At 59.2% G+C, this 13,793-nt stretch carries 11 protein-coding genes; 9 read left to right on the top strand and 2 right to left on the bottom strand.

The window, feature by feature from the left end; all coding sequences use genetic code 11:
• Positions 1 to 86: 86 nt before the first annotated feature.
• The 3 genes from ligA (at position 87) to RMO15_RS15440 (ending at position 4,209) form a co-directional block, all read left to right on the top strand.
• Positions 87 to 2,135: an NAD-dependent DNA ligase LigA gene (gene ligA, locus RMO15_RS15450; RefSeq protein ID WP_369016120.1), complete on the top strand. Its 2,049-nt coding sequence runs from the start codon at positions 87 to 89 to the stop codon at positions 2,133 to 2,135.
• A 67-nt stretch (positions 2,136 to 2,202) separates the two neighbouring features.
• A complete protein-coding gene (locus tag RMO15_RS15445) occupies positions 2,203 to 3,228 on the top strand; it encodes a tetratricopeptide repeat protein (protein WP_309714345.1) in 1,026 nt (341 codons plus the stop codon).
• 9 nt (positions 3,229 to 3,237) lie between these two features.
• The gene (locus RMO15_RS15440; RefSeq protein ID WP_309714344.1) at positions 3,238 to 4,209 is read left to right on the top strand and encodes a glycosyltransferase family 2 protein; all 972 of its coding nucleotides are present in this window, start codon (positions 3,238 to 3,240) and stop codon (positions 4,207 to 4,209) included.
• On the opposite strand, the gene RMO15_RS15435 is transcribed toward RMO15_RS15440, so the two are convergent.
• A complete protein-coding gene (locus RMO15_RS15435; RefSeq protein ID WP_309714343.1) occupies positions 4,182 to 4,997 on the bottom strand; it encodes an MBL fold metallo-hydrolase in 816 nt (271 codons plus the stop codon). The two genes, RMO15_RS15440 and RMO15_RS15435, sit on opposite strands and share 28 nt — an antisense overlap.
• Positions 4,998 to 5,108: 111 nt before the next feature.
• Here RMO15_RS15435 and RMO15_RS15430 point away from each other — a divergent pair, with 111 nt between their 5' ends.
• The 5 genes from RMO15_RS15430 (at position 5,109) to RMO15_RS15410 (ending at position 11,553) form a co-directional block, all read left to right on the top strand.
• Positions 5,109 to 6,464, top strand: coding sequence for a DUF58 domain-containing protein (locus RMO15_RS15430; protein WP_309714342.1), 1,356 nt, complete (start codon positions 5,109 to 5,111; stop codon positions 6,462 to 6,464).
• Positions 6,461 to 8,476: a transglutaminase-like domain-containing protein gene (locus tag RMO15_RS15425; RefSeq protein WP_309714341.1), complete on the top strand. Its 2,016-nt coding sequence runs from the start codon at positions 6,461 to 6,463 to the stop codon at positions 8,474 to 8,476. The genes RMO15_RS15430 and RMO15_RS15425 overlap by 4 nt, the downstream gene beginning before the upstream one ends.
• Before the next feature lie 35 nt (positions 8,477 to 8,511).
• On the top strand, positions 8,512 to 10,191 hold the full coding sequence (locus RMO15_RS15420; protein ID WP_309714340.1) for a hypothetical protein: 1,680 nt from the start codon (positions 8,512 to 8,514) through the stop codon (positions 10,189 to 10,191).
• A gap of 72 nt (positions 10,192 to 10,263) precedes the next feature.
• The gene (locus RMO15_RS15415) at positions 10,264 to 11,040 is read left to right on the top strand and encodes an isoprenyl transferase (RefSeq protein WP_309714339.1); all 777 of its coding nucleotides are present in this window, start codon (positions 10,264 to 10,266) and stop codon (positions 11,038 to 11,040) included.
• 15 nt (positions 11,041 to 11,055) lie between these two features.
• Positions 11,056 to 11,553: a Uma2 family endonuclease gene (locus RMO15_RS15410; RefSeq protein WP_309714338.1), complete on the top strand. Its 498-nt coding sequence runs from the start codon at positions 11,056 to 11,058 to the stop codon at positions 11,551 to 11,553.
• A gap of 52 nt (positions 11,554 to 11,605) precedes the next feature.
• Here RMO15_RS15410 and RMO15_RS15405 read toward each other — a convergent pair whose 3' ends face one another.
• Positions 11,606 to 12,622 (bottom strand): hypothetical protein, encoded by a 1,017-nt coding sequence (locus tag RMO15_RS15405; RefSeq protein WP_309714337.1) that lies wholly within the window; start codon positions 12,620 to 12,622, stop codon positions 11,606 to 11,608.
• A 196-nt stretch (positions 12,623 to 12,818) separates the two neighbouring features.
• On the opposite strand from RMO15_RS15405, the gene RMO15_RS15400 reads away from it, so the two are divergent.
• Positions 12,819 to 13,793, top strand: a 975-nt coding sequence (locus RMO15_RS15400; protein ID WP_309714336.1) for a bifunctional UDP-sugar hydrolase/5'-nucleotidase, incomplete at its 3' end; no start/stop codon positions are given.

Below are 13,793 nucleotides of genomic sequence, written 5' to 3'. Positions count from 1 at the left end.
ATCCGAACCTGTACCGCCGACGGCTCGACGCTGCGCTCGGCGTGCTCAGCGGGCCCGGTGACGGCGGACGGCGGCTGCTGGCCCATGTGGACGGGCTCGTCGAGCAGGCCGCGACGGCACGCCGCTACGAGCGCGCCGCGTGGCTGCGCACCGAGCTTGCCCGTCACAATATTCTGTACTACATCCACGACTCCCCGGAAGTCAGCGATGCGGAGTACGACAAGCTTTACCATGAGCTGGTGAAGCTGGAGACCGAGAATCCTGAGCTGGTGACGTCGGACTCCCCCACCCAGCGTGTCGGAGCCGCGCCCGCCAGCGCCTTTGGCTCCGTGACGCACAAGAGGCCGATGCTCTCGCTCGGAAATGCGTTCTCCGCGGAAGAACTAAGAGAGTTCGATGCGCGGGTGAAGCGGCATTTAGGCTTGCCAGAGGACACGGAAGAAAAGACCGAGAAGATTGCGTATCTGTGTGAGCTCAAGCTCGACGGTCTCTCGGTCTCGCTGACCTACGAAAACGGCGTCTTGGTGCGCGGTGCCACGCGGGGCGATGGTGCGACGGGTGAGGAGATCACGGCAAACCTGAAGACCATTCCCTCGATTCCTCTGCGGCTGGTCGGGGAGAACCTTCCGGTACTGATCGAGATTCGCGGCGAGGCGTTTCTGACCCACGGCGAGTTTGCGAGAATCAATGGCGAGCGTGAGGCCAGCGGGGAAGCCACGTTTGCCAACCCCCGCAACGCCGCCGCCGGAAGCCTGCGCCAGCTCGATCACCGCGTGACGGCTTCGCGGAAGCTCAAAGTCTGGTTCTACGCCGTCGGCGAGGCATCAGGCTGGGAGCCGGAGAGCCAGGTGGGGTGGCTGGATCAGCTAAAAGCCTGGGGCCTGCCCACGGCTCCCGAGCGCCAGCTCTGCGGTGACATTGATGAAGTCGTCGCCACGGTGGCCGCCTGGTCGGAGAAGAAAAATACGCTGGACTACGACACTGACGGCGTGGTGGTGAAAGTCAACGACTTCGTGCTGCAACGAGAGCTGGGCCAGGTCAGCCGCGCGCCGCGCTGGGCGATTGCGTATAAGTACCCCGCGCTCCAAGTCGAGACCGTGGTCGAAGAGATTCTAGTGCAAGTGGGCCGTACGGGCGCGATCACGCCGCTAGCCAAGCTCGCTCCGGTCTCCGTCGCCGGGGTAATCGTGGGCCGGGCGACATTACACAACCAGGACGAGATTGATCGCAAAGATGTGCGCGTTGGAGATACCGTGGTGATCCAGCGGGCCGGTGAGGTGATCCCCGAGGTGGTGCAGGTGGTGACCAGCAAGCGCCCGGAAAATACCACCCCCTTCAAGCTCCCTGCCACGTGTCCGTCGTGTGGGACGCCCACGATTCGGATAGACGGCGAGGCCGTCACGCGCTGCCCCAACGCCGAGAGCTGCCCGGCGCAGCTGCAAACCCGTCTGGAGTACTTTGTCAGTCGCAACGCGCTCAACATTGACGGCCTCGGCGGGGAGCGTCTGGCGCAGTTTATCGAGGCTGGGCTTGTCAAAGACCCTGCTGATCTCTTTACCCTCACGAAAGAGCAGATTCTCCCGCTGGAGCGCATGGGCGAGAAACTCGCCTATAACTTAATCGGGGCGCTGGCAACCGGCAAGAACACCACACTGGCACGGCTTTTGGTAGCGCTGGGGATTCGCCATGTGGGCGAGGGCGGCGCATCGCGGCTGGCGCAGGGCTTTGGGACGCTGGAAAAGCTCCGCGAGGCCACGGTCGAGCAGCTTGCCCAAGTCCCCGATGTCGGCCTGACCACCGCGCAGAGTGTCCGTGACTGGCTCGACAACAACACGGCGTTTCTGGATAAGTTAATCTCCGTCGGTGTGGTCGCGCAGGGCGATGACGCCGCCCCGATCTCGGATCACTTCGCGGGCAAGAGCTTTGTCTTTACCGGAGCCCTGACTCTCTTCACCCGAGAAGACGCCGAAGCCACCGTCAAGCGCCTCGGCGGACGCGCAGCGGGGAGCGTCAGCAAGCAGACCAGCTTTGTGGTTGCCGGGCCAGGGGCGGGTAGCAAGCTCGCCAAAGCCGAGCAGCTGGGCATCACCGTCCTCACCGAAGACGAGTTCGCCGCCATGCTGCCAACTGGCTAGCCGAGAAGAGTGCCAGAAAGAAGGAGTTTCGCGGCGGGCTGACCAAACAACGGCCATGATATATTTAATGGCACCGCCGCCCCTATCGGTTCGCTCCGTCCAAGAAGACCCGTTTAAGACCCTTTTTGATTTTTCCTTGAAAGAGGCGAAAAAGGGTGATGTCGCCTCGATGTATAGTGTCGGGCGTAGTTACTACAGTGGAGTCGCGGTACCACGTGACTACGCCAAGGCTCTGAGCTGGTTCCAGAAAGCAGCGGCAAAAGGCCATGTCGAAGCGCAGTACCACACGGGCCTGATCTACAACCTCGGGCAAGGCGTCCCAGAGAACGATGTGATCGCCAAAGAGTGGTTTGAGAAAGCTGCCGCCAAGGGAAACTCGGATGCTCAAGCCCAGCTCTCGTCGGTGCTACGCTTTAGCAAGACCGTCGCCCACGACATCCCACGTGCTGTCGCCCTGCAGGAGAAAGCGGCAGCCTCAGGCAATCCTGAGCACCTCTTCTCCCTCGCCAATGCCTACCGGTTCGGCCTGAGCTTCCCAAACGACGTCCCCAAGGCGGTTGTGCTCTTTGAGAAACTCGCTAATTTGAGTGTCAAGCCGGGTGAGGACAAGAAATATATCCAGTGGGCCTGGGGGACGCTTGGTTCCATTTTTCTTCGGGGCGAGAGTGGCACGCCGCGAGACCTAGTCAAAGCCGTAGACTACCTGAGCCGCGCCGCGAAGGTGCAGGACGGGCAGGCACAGTACCTCCTAGCCTCCCTTTACAGCACGGGTCTCGGGGTGGAAAAAGACGAAAAAACTGCGGCCAACTGGATGTTTCTGGCGGCCACGAACAAGTGGCGCGATGCCCAGTCGGACTGGGGTGCGTGGCTGGTAAACGGGAAAGCGGGCTACAAAGATCCGAAGGAGGCGGTTGTCTGGTTCAAGAAGGCCGCTGAGCAACGCAGTCCCGTCGCGGCCTACAACCTCGGAATTCTCTACGAGAGCGGAATCGGTACCGAGAAAAACCTTGAGGAAGCCAAGAGCTGGTACAAAAAAGCAGCTGACGAGGGCCACGCGAAGGCTAAAGAGGCTCTGAAGCGTCTGGGAGGATAGAATACCCACATGGCCTTGATCTCGCTTGTCTTTCCAATCTTCAATGAAGAGGCGGTTCTCCCTGTGCTGGTGGCGCGGCTGGAGGCGCTCTTGCCGACGCTTGAGAAAGACGGCGACACGGTCGAGGTGCTCTTTACCAACGATGGCTCGCGCGACGGCTCTCTGGCGCAGCTTCGGGAGCTGGCGCAGACGCGCTCGTGGGTGCGGGTGCTCTCGTTCTCGCGCAACTTTGGGCACCAAGTGGCGGTAACGGCGGGGATGCACCATGCCTCAGGTGCCGCCGTTGTCCTGCTGGATGCCGACCTGCAAGACCCGCCGGAGCTACTTCCCGAGATGATCCGGCTCTGGCGCGACGAGGGCTGGGAAGTCGTCTACGGCAAGCGACGGAGCCGCGAGGGTGAGACAGCCTTCAAGCTCCTGACCGCCTCGATTTTCTATAAAATTCTCCAGCGCCTTACCAGTGTCGCCATCCCGGAGAACACGGGTGACTTTCGCCTGATGGACCGAAAAGTCGTGGATGCACTCAATACGATGGGCGAGCAGCACCGGTTCTTGCGTGGCATGGCGGCTTGGGTAGGATTTAGACAATACGCGCTGGAGTACGACCGTCCCGCACGCGCTGCGGGAGAGACTAAGTACCCGTTTCGCAAGATGTTCAAGCTGGCCATGGACGCGGTCACCGGGTTTTCCTATGCACCGCTCAAGCTCGCACGTGATCTGGGAGCCTTTGTCGCACTGGCCTCTATTGTCTACGGGGTGATTCAGGCCGTGCGCTATGCCCTTGCACCGGGCAGTTTCCAGGCGGGTTGGACGAGTATTATCGTGGTATTATCGCTTCTCTCGGGCGTCCAGCTCATCACCCTGGGGCTGATCGGGGAGTACATCGGGCGCATCTACGATGAAGTGAAGGGCCGTCCGCTCTACTTGCTCTCGGAAAAACTAGGTTTTGAGGCTCAGAGCGAGAGCTCTAAACCGTCGTAGGCGACTAAGATCCCGTGGGGAGTGCAGAGTTCTTGCATCTCCTCGTGGAGCAATAGCCCCGTGTGGCAGATGTGCGTTAGATAGACCGGTGCGCCTGGCTTTAGGGCCAGCTTTGCCTTAAAGGCGATGCACTGCTCCAGGGTGAGGTGCCCCTCGTAGGGGCTCTGCGAGATTCCCCGCCCGCACTCGACAACGGCAGCGTCCAGCGGGAGGTTCTCTAAAAAATTCCAGGTCTCTTGTGCGTACCAGCCCGTGTCCGAGGCATAGAGCAGGCGTGTGTCATTGGCTTTATTGCGGAAGAGAAAGTTAAAGCACAGCTCGTCGGTCTTGTGATGGGCAACCAGAGGCGTCACAAAAAGGTGGCCCACCGGCACTTCCACAAAAGGCTCTAACGCGCGGCAACGCACAGGCGGCGCTTCAAAAAAGTGTTCGACCTCGCTCTGGAGCTTTGTCAGTGCCTGGGCGCTTCCCCAGACCGAGAGTGGCCCCTCACGATCCGGGGCGAAGTTGCAGGAGAGATACTGGAGCTCGCGGGCGGCAAAGTGGTCGTCGTGGGTGTGGGTGAAGAGCAGGTGCTGGATCGCCGTCAGATCACGCTGCGGGTACTTATGCACCTGTGCCAGAGCATCGGGGCAGAGATCCACACGGATCGTCTCGTCCACCAGAATGCCGGATCGTAGCCGTAGGTTCTTCCCACCACGCCGTAGCGCCTCCCGGTTGATCGGGGTTCGGCTAAACAGCGCGGGAAAGCCCTCTGCGGCTCCTGTTCCTAAAAAAAATACGTTCACCCAACCACTCCTAACCCTTAGATTATCGCCTTATTCGTTCTATATCCTCCTATTATTGGCTTTACTGTCAGATAATTCTCACCCCTCATTGCCAGGTACAATAGCGAGTAGATGACACTCCGTGAGATCATGGTGGGCTACCCCGCTTCAAAAGATATTGACCTGCACCCGTATTACCAAGGGCCCGCAGGAAAGTGGGTCTGGCGCTTCTACCATTTTCGCTTCACCCGAGCCGGCCGCTGGTTTCTGGGTCTCACCGCCTCGCTCTTTTTTATCATCTCGATTTTCTGGAACCTAGATACCCAAACCGTGGCACTCGCACTCTATCTCGCGGGGCTCTGGGTAGTCTCTCTCCTCGCGTTCCTGCCCGTCCCGATTCGGGCGACGATGCGCCACGCGGAGCGGATCACGGCAGGGGAAACCCTCCAGGCAGAGGTTACGGTGGAGAACACGAGCCGCTGGCCGCTGGCAGATCTGACGGTGCAGGGCTGGGGACTTCCGCTCAGAGTAGATGCGGAGCCGGAAGACGGGATCTCTCTGGGCCTGCTACGTGGCTACGAAAGCCAGACAATCGCGTTTCCTCTGATTTGTCGGGGACGGGGTGCCTATATATTAGGAGGTTGCCGCGTCCTCACCGACTTTCCCTTTGGGCTTCTCCAGGCCTATCGTATCCAGCGGACTCCGACCCGCCTGATCGTGCACCCTGCCTTTCGGCCTCTGACCCGCTTCAACTTGCCCAGTGGACGGCGCTTCCAGCCAGGAGGGATCGCGATGGCCTCCCAAGTGGGAGACTCGTTCGAGTATCTGGGCAACCGGGAGTGGCGCGACGGCGACAACCCGCGCGATATTGACTGGCGTGCGACCGCAAGGCTCTCTGGAGCAACAAGCGCATCACTGGTGGTTCGAGAGTGGCGCGAGGAGTACTTTTTGCGTGTCGGGGTGGTTCTGGATACCCATGTTCCGGTGAGGCCGCCCACCTCAAAACGGATGTTCCTACGAGAGCTAAGCGAGCGTCTGCCGGGGCACTCGTCCCCCGAGAAGCGCCAAGCTGCCCTAGAGCGGGCCGTCTCTGTCTGTGCCGCCGTGAGTGATTCCCTGGCCCGCCAAGACTATATCGTGGATCTCTTTGCGGCCGGCCCCAATCTCTACCATTTGATGTCGGGCCGTAGCCTCGCCTACCGGGAGCAGATCTTAGATATCCTTGCCTGCGTCGAGGGCAGCCCGGAGGAGCCTCTCTCCCGTATCGCCCCGCGCCTGCATCAGGAGCTAGATCGCCTGACCACGGTCATCTGTATCGTCCTAGACTGGGACGAGCCACGGCGTCAGTTTGTGGACGAGCTACGCCAGCACGGAGTGGGAGTAAAAGTACTCTGGATCTCGGAGAACGAAGAAGCCCAACCAGACGAGGCAGACCTCCAGGTGCTCACTCCTCAGATGCTAGAAAAGGGCAGTGTGGACGTCCTATGACCCCTCACACTCGCCCTCACACCCTCCCTATCACCACGGCTCTCTTTGGGCTGGGAGTCTTACTGATCCTCTTTTTGGTATCCAAGGGAACCCTCTGGCTACTCGCTCTGCTGGCCATTCTGATCCTGGCATCCTATACCCTTCGCCTGCGCTTGCCGACCATCTGGCTTCCCAGCTTGTTATTTGGTGGCATTCTCCTAGGAATGGCGATCCTGAGTACCCCTCTGGATGGGCCACAGAGTCCCGCCATGATCGGCACCGCACGCGCAACGTTTCTTTTTGGCCAAGCGATGGCGATCTTGATGACCCTTCAGTTCTACCGCCCCACCCCCAGCGATCCCGGCAGGCCTAAGCTCTTTGCGCTCCTTGGGGGCGTCTTTTCGCTGATGGCAAGCTGCAATACATTTGACGAGCACCTCCTTCGTTTCCTACTCCCTGCTATCCTGGTCGTGATCGGGCTCGCTCTCCGAAATCTTAGGCAGCGCCCCAGCCTCCAGCGACTCACCACGACTCTTCTTTTCCCCGCGCTTGCCCTTGCACTAGGTACGGGTTGGCTTGGGATTAAGACCGTTCAGAGCAACCGCGAGCGCCTCACCGAGTGGGGTAATCGCTTTATGAACGAGCGCCCTCAAGCAGAGCTCACCGGGCTCTCGCAGCAACCGACTCTAGGGGCTAGCTTTGGAGCACGAGGCTCCAATGCACGAGTGCTTCGACTGGAGGGAGCTCCCCAGATCTATCACCTACGAGGAGCCGCCTACGATACCTACGATGGCAGTCGCTGGTGGCTTCCGATACCGGCACGTTCTTTCATAACCCTGAATCCTCAGCTCCTCTCTTTGCCAGCTCCACGTGGTGTGATGCCTAACCGAATCACCGTCACACGGCTTCAGAGCAATGATCCCCTGATTTTTTTTCCTCTCGAAACCCTCTCTCTGGAACTTGGGGACGTGGAGCAAATGGAGTGGGCCAGCAATGCAAGTGGCCCCGTTCGCGTTCGTGCTAACCAGCCGTATATCTACTTCTACCAAGAGGCCAAAGAGGGTTTCCAAGGGCTGATGGCCCTGCCTGGACTGCCTACCTCTGAAGCGCAGGCGAAGCAGCTCGTGCTCTCCGAAGAGGTTAGCGCCGCTCTGTCTCCCCTAGCACAGAAGATCACCAAAGATGCCAAGACCCCCGCCGAAAAAGTGGCGGCTATAACTTCCTACTTATTAGAGAACTACACCTACAGTCTCAATTTTAGGGGAGGGTTTATCTTTGCCAAAGATAACCCTAATGTCGTGCGGCGATTTGTAGATGGCAAGCAAATGGATATGGTAATACGCTTCTTGCTGGCGGATCCTAAACAAGGAGCGCACTGTGAGTACTTTGCCTCTGCCGCAGCTCTCTTACTGCGCTGTGTGGGGGTTCCGACACGCTACGTGACGGGCTACTTTGCCCATGAAGAAGAGGCTCCCAACACCATTATTGTCCGTCAGCGCGATGCTCATGCCTGGTGTGAAGCCTGGGTAGAGGGCAAGGGCTGGCTGACGGTCGAGGCGACTCCTCCGACCGGCTGGCCGGAGCAGAACAAGAGCCCGATTGAGCCGTGGCGCAAGGCATGGGAGTGGCTTGAGGACCACTGGCAGAAAACACTCTCCTGGCTCGCGGATCGTGAGCCCGCACAGCTTGCGATGCTTTTATTGGGACCGTTTGCCCTCATTGGCTTAGTCGTTTTCTGGCAGCGCCGTGGCCGCAAAGCCGCTCCGTCTCTCTTAGACTTCCTGCTGCCTCCCCCAGATCTCGCCATACTAGCCAAGCGTTTTGAAGCGGTTCTGGTAAAAACAGGGACTCCTCTCTCACCCACAGAGCCTTGGTCAGAGCGCCTCACCTCGCTCCCCGAAGCCACCCAGCCCACCGCAAAACAGTTCGTCACCCTCTACCAGCAAGCCCGCTTTGGGGGGAAATCTACCGAGAGAGCCGCTCTGGAAGCCACCCTCCAGACCCTCGAAGGGTCTCTCAAAAAGAAGCCATAGCCTTATATTAAATTAGTATGTAAAGGAGCCTTTTTATGTCTGCACCGCCACGTGATCTGAACACCCATCATTTATTTACTGCCCCCGCCACCCGTGAGGCGTGGGAGGCCCGTGCCAAGGAGATTCGGGAGCGGATTCTCTTCTCCTGTGGGCTCTGGCCGCTGCCCAAGAAGACGCCGCTCAAGCCGACGGTGACCAGCACAGTCGAGCTGGCGGATATTACGATTGAGAACGTGGCGCTGGAGACCTTTCCGGGGTTCTGGCTCTGCGGGAGCCTGTATAAGCCCAAGGGGATGGGGCCGTTTCCGGCGATTGCCAATATGCACGGGCACTGGGATCAGGGGCGACTCCAGCGTGAGGCCGATGTGCCTAAAGCGCCCGCTGTGCCAGGGCCGCGTGGCGAGGGCAAGGCCGACTTGGTGGCTCTGGCGGCGGGCCTGGCGCGGCAGGGCTTTGTGGTCTTTGCCTACGACATGCTGGGCTACAACGACACCGATCAGTTCGTACACCGCAAGCTGGGAGCGAGCTTGGACCAGTGGCTCTGGGGCGTGAGCGAGCTGGGGGTACAGACCTGGAACAGTATCCGCGTTCTGGATTACTTACAGTCATTACCGTTCGTTGATAAGAAAAAGATAGGCGCGACTGGCGCATCGGGCGGGGGCTCACAGACATTCTTGCTGGCCGCAGTAGACGATAGAGTTCAGGTCAGCGTCCCCGTGAACATGGTATCGGCGTACATGCAGGGCGGTTGCAACTGCGAGAACGCACCGGGTTTAAGAGTTGGAACAGACAACGTGGAGGTGGCGTCAGTGTTTGCCCCCAAGCCCCAGCTCTTTGTCTCGTGTACGGGTGACTGGACGAGCAAAGTGCCCGTCGAAGAGGGCCCAGCAGCCAAGAAAGTCTACGAGCTCTACGGCAAGCCCGAGAACCTGCAGTGGGTTCAGTACAACTACGGCCACAACTACAATGTCGAGAGCCGCGAGGCGATGTATGCGTTCTTCAAGAAGCACCTGCGCGGTGAGGCGGGAGAACGCGAGAAGCCCGTGGCGCTTGACCCCAAGCAGCTTCGCGTAGAGCGCCCCGCTGGTAAGAGCAACGCTGAGCTACTGAGTGAGCTTAAGCGCGAGCGAGCCGAGACAGCTCTCGCCCTGCGCCAGAAAAACGACAAGAAGTCTCGGGAGCTTCTGCGAAAAGGGCTGACAATGGCGCTGGCGGTGGACGTGCCCAAGGGTAAGGGCAAGAAGGGCCGAGCGGACTGGATTAAGATTGCGGCCGCGCCGCTGAGCCAGGACTCCACGGCGCTCTGGAAAGATTTTTTCTCCTGCTACAACCGAACGCCACTGGGCGAGCAGGTGCAGACCATCTTGAAGAACATGGTCGAGGCCAACCAGACGGGCGTGGGGAGCATCACGCTAATCGGGGGGATTGAGGTATTGCTTGCCCGCGCCGTCGCGCCCGAGTTCTGCCCCGGCCCAACCGTGGTGGATCTGGTGGGCTTTGCAGCCGATGACGACGCGGCCTATCTCGCCTCTGCCTACGCGCCGGGCTTGCGCGGGATCGGGGGGCTACACACAGCGGCGCTCCTGGCCAACAGTAAATTACTGCTTCTGCACAACACACAGCGAAAGTTTCGCGCGGAGAATATTTCCTGCCGCCTAGAGCCTGAGAAGCTCAGCGACGACGAAATCCGCACATGGTTGAAGGCTGTCGGGTAAACTGGGTCTTGACCAAAGGGTTAAACTATGATACGTTGTCTACGAAGTTCTTTGTAAGGCAAAGTGAATTAAATGACGACCCTGGCTACTCGACCGATTAATATGTCTACCGCGCCCGCCAAACCGCTCCCCTACGACCCGACACCGGAGCGTCTGCCCCGCCATGTGGCCATTATCTGTGATGGCAATGGGCGCTGGGCTAAGGACCGGGGCTTGCCGCGCCTCTCGGGGCACTGGGAGGGCTACCAGAGCGTCCGTGAGGTCGTGCGTACGGCCTCTGACATGGGACTAGAAGCGCTGACGCTCTATGCCTTCTCGACCGAGAACTGGCGTCGCCCCCAGCTCGAAACCGATGGCCTGATGCGCCTCTTTGTCGAGGGCGCACGTCGCGAGCTAAAAGAGCTGCACGAGAACAATGTCCAGATGCGCTTCTCGGGCAAGTTGGAGGCACTTCCCGCTGATCTCCGAAAAGAGCTGAATCGCCACTGTGAAGTCACCAGCGCCAACACGGGCCTAGTGCTCAATGTCTGCCTGAACTATGGTGGGCGCGCCGAGATCGTGGACGCCGCACGTCGCCTCGCCGAGAAAGTCGCGGCGGGTGAGATCACTCCTGATCAGATCACCGACACCCTCTTTGAGCAGGAGCTCTACACCGCCGGAATGCCCGACCCGGATCTGCTGATCCGCCCCGCCGGTGACCTGCGCATCTCCAACTATCTCCTCTGGCAGATCGCCTACGCCGAGATCTACTTCACGCCCGTCCGCTGGCCCGACTTCCGCAAAGAAAACCTCGAAGAAGCCATCGCCGAGTTCCAGCGCCGCGAGCGCCGCTTCGGCGGACTGAAATAGCGATAAAATAGCGGCATGAGTAGCGTTGAGGAAGCGATTCGACTGGGCGAGGCAAGCGGCGTCCGGCTGGAAGTGGCGGGTGGCATCACGACCTGGGAGGCGTTTCCTTCGGTGCGCCACCAGCGGGCCGTGGATCGGATTCGTGCCTCGATCAAGCCTGCCGCAACTCCCATCACCGACTGTGGCTGCGTCCACTACGCCGATATCTATGTCCAGTTCCCCGATGGCTCGCTCAAGCGCCCCGATATCGCGATTTTCTGTGGGGAGCCCGAGGAGCAGACCACGGCGGTCACCATGCTCCCCGAGGCCGTGATCGAGATCGTCAGCCCGGACTACGAAGGCAAAGACCTCTGTGTGGGAGTGCCGTTTTTCCTGCGCCGAGGCATCAAGGGCGTGATTGTCTTCGATCCCACCACGGGCGAAGTCCGCCACTTCCGCCCTGGCCACTCCGAGCAGCGCTACACATCGCCGCAGAGCATCACACTTACCTGCGATTGCACCGTCATTATCTGATAGCGATGGTGTGGCACGGAAGGGGACAGGTAAGTATCCCCATACAGCATCTCTACCGAATCATGCGAACATCAAAGCGCTCCAGTGTCCCAGCACAAAAAGCATTCCCCCCCCCTCCTATAAGCCCACCCCCTCCGCCCCAAGCCTCAGCAGTGAATACCAAATGAACTTGTTCTTCACCTGACGCATCAGGCCGGTTGTAGCGTCCAATCAGAGACAGTGCCGGGCCACGTGGCCCACGTGTATCTTCCGTATATCCAGCTATTGGGAGTGTCACGTTCGCCATCTTACGCCTCTCTTCAGCGAGGAGGCGACTCTCTGTGGTCAGGATCCTCAAGCTAACATGCGTATCGGCTGATCCATAGCCAACCAAAACTACCGCAGCAGCGGCGAAAAAAGTATCAGAGAAAACAGCCGTGACCTCTATCGAACGTACCCCGACAGGGACGATCAGGACTTGCCCCACAAAAGCCGTTGCCAGTCCCGAATCCATATACTTACTAATACTGGTAATGATTCGTCCCTGAGTACTTGCCACATTGATGGGTTGTCTATCGCCACTCATTCCCGAAAAACTGAACGGGGCTGTTAGGCGTAGGTCGGAGTCTGTGGGCGGGGGGGGAGGTGGGGCGGGATCATCCTCGATTATCACTGCTCCTGGGTTGAGGCCAGGACGTAGCTTCTGGTTCTTACCCAATGGATAGCGATCCATCAGCCTCTTACTGACCCCGGAGGCAACGAAGCTGTTTTGAGTAGCGGCGATCAGGGATGCATTTTTCTGTTTAAATTCGGTAAGTTTTTGTTGTTGTAGTTTGAAATCAGTGAGACGAAATATCTTTGCCAGCTCGTCGTTGAGTTTCTTTGGATCTACTCCTTGTTCCTTGAAGATGCTTTGAGATTGGCTCTGAAATTCGTCGTGGGCGCGTTTTACCACTGCGAATTGTTGTTCAAAGAGCTGCTTATGTGAAGCGGAGAGCTGAGGCAGCGCTTTCATATAACTTGCCTTGAGAACATTGGGGTTGAGCTTTATCAACGATGACTTATTTTTTAAATTGCCGGTTTGGCGCATGGGAGTTCCTCCTGATTTCCTCTACTTATCAACGCAGAGTATACTGCAAAGTGTGACACACAGACTGTGAAATTCCGTACAACAGAGGCCAGGCGCTATGCGCTTCCCTATTATATTGATAAAACTCCAGCCCGGCACGGGCATTCTAGGGCGAAGCGCTCTTCACGATCCGTTCACGGGGGGGTAAAATAGCGGCATGCTGACCCGCCGTATTTTTCTTGCTGCTGCTCTTGCTCTTGTCGCGCTCCCTGCGCTGGCGCAAGAGAAGCTGGATCTGACGATTCTCCATACCAACGACCTGCACGGGCACACGCTGCCCTTTGCCTACACGGAGCCGGAGCGTAGCAAAAATGAGCAGGCATCGGTGGGCGGTGCGGCGCGACGGGCGACTCTGATTCGGGAGCTGAGGAAAAAAGCGAAGAACCCCGTGCTGGTGATTGATCTGGGCGATGTGGCGACGCGCGGGCCGCTGACCAATGCCTACGAGGGAATCGCGGATATCGAGGTACTCAACGCGACGGGCTACGACATCGGGACAGTGGGCAACAACGAGTTCAAGCTCAAAGACGCCACCGAGCGCTTCGATGCCGCCGGGGCACAAAACGCGCTGCTGCAAGTGCTGCGCCGCTCACACTTTCCGTGGGTCTGTGCCAATGCGGGTGTCGGGGAGGCGGCAAAGGCCGAGCTGATCCCCGGTGTCCATCCGTATCTGGTGCGCGAGATCAACGGCGTGCGCGTGGGCTTTCTGGGGCTGACCGCGCCGCGCTCCAACGGCTATCCCCAAGTCAAGGGCTGGTGGGTGGGCGATCCCGTGGAGGCCGCCAAGAAGTGGGTGCCGATTGTCCGCAAGAACTGCGACGTGCTGGTGGCACTGACGCACGTGGGCGTGGATGACGACAAGAAAATCGCGGAGGTGCCGGGCATTGACGCAATTGTCGGTGGGGACTCGCACACGTTTTTGTACAAGCCGCTCGTGGTCAATGGCGTCCCGATTGTCCAGACCGGCGAGTTTGGGGTGAACTTAGGCAAGTTCGACCTGCACTTTGCAAAAACTCCCACTGGCTGGAAGCTGGCCAGCTACGACTATGCGCTACTCCCGATCACGTCAAAGCTCAAAGAGGCAAAAGATGTCAAAGCGGTCGCGGATGCCTACGCCGCACCGCTGAAAAAT

The organism is Armatimonas sp., assembly GCF_031410135.1.
In the GTDB taxonomy this organism is placed as follows: Bacteria; Armatimonadota; Armatimonadia; order Armatimonadales; family Armatimonadaceae; genus Armatimonas.
The sequence above is the reverse complement of the archived record's forward strand: the minus strand, read 5'-3'. Positions and strand labels throughout refer to the sequence as shown.

Coding starts and splice junctions, on each gene's coding strand:
- RMO15_RS15405 (WP_309714337.1), bottom strand. CDS start 12,622: ATGCGCCAAACCGGCAATTTAAAAAATAAGTCATCGTTGATAAAGCTC.
- RMO15_RS15445 (WP_309714345.1), top strand. CDS start 2,203: ATGGCACCGCCGCCCCTATCGGTTCGCTCCGTCCAAGAAGACCCGTTT.
- RMO15_RS15425 (WP_309714341.1), top strand. CDS start 6,461: ATGACCCCTCACACTCGCCCTCACACCCTCCCTATCACCACGGCTCTC.
- RMO15_RS15430 (WP_309714342.1), top strand. CDS start 5,109: ATGACACTCCGTGAGATCATGGTGGGCTACCCCGCTTCAAAAGATATT.
- RMO15_RS15410 (WP_309714338.1), top strand. CDS start 11,056: ATGAGTAGCGTTGAGGAAGCGATTCGACTGGGCGAGGCAAGCGGCGTC.
- RMO15_RS15440 (WP_309714344.1), top strand. CDS start 3,238: ATGGCCTTGATCTCGCTTGTCTTTCCAATCTTCAATGAAGAGGCGGTT.
- RMO15_RS15415 (WP_309714339.1), top strand. CDS start 10,264: ATGACGACCCTGGCTACTCGACCGATTAATATGTCTACCGCGCCCGCC.
- RMO15_RS15420 (WP_309714340.1), top strand. CDS start 8,512: ATGTCTGCACCGCCACGTGATCTGAACACCCATCATTTATTTACTGCC.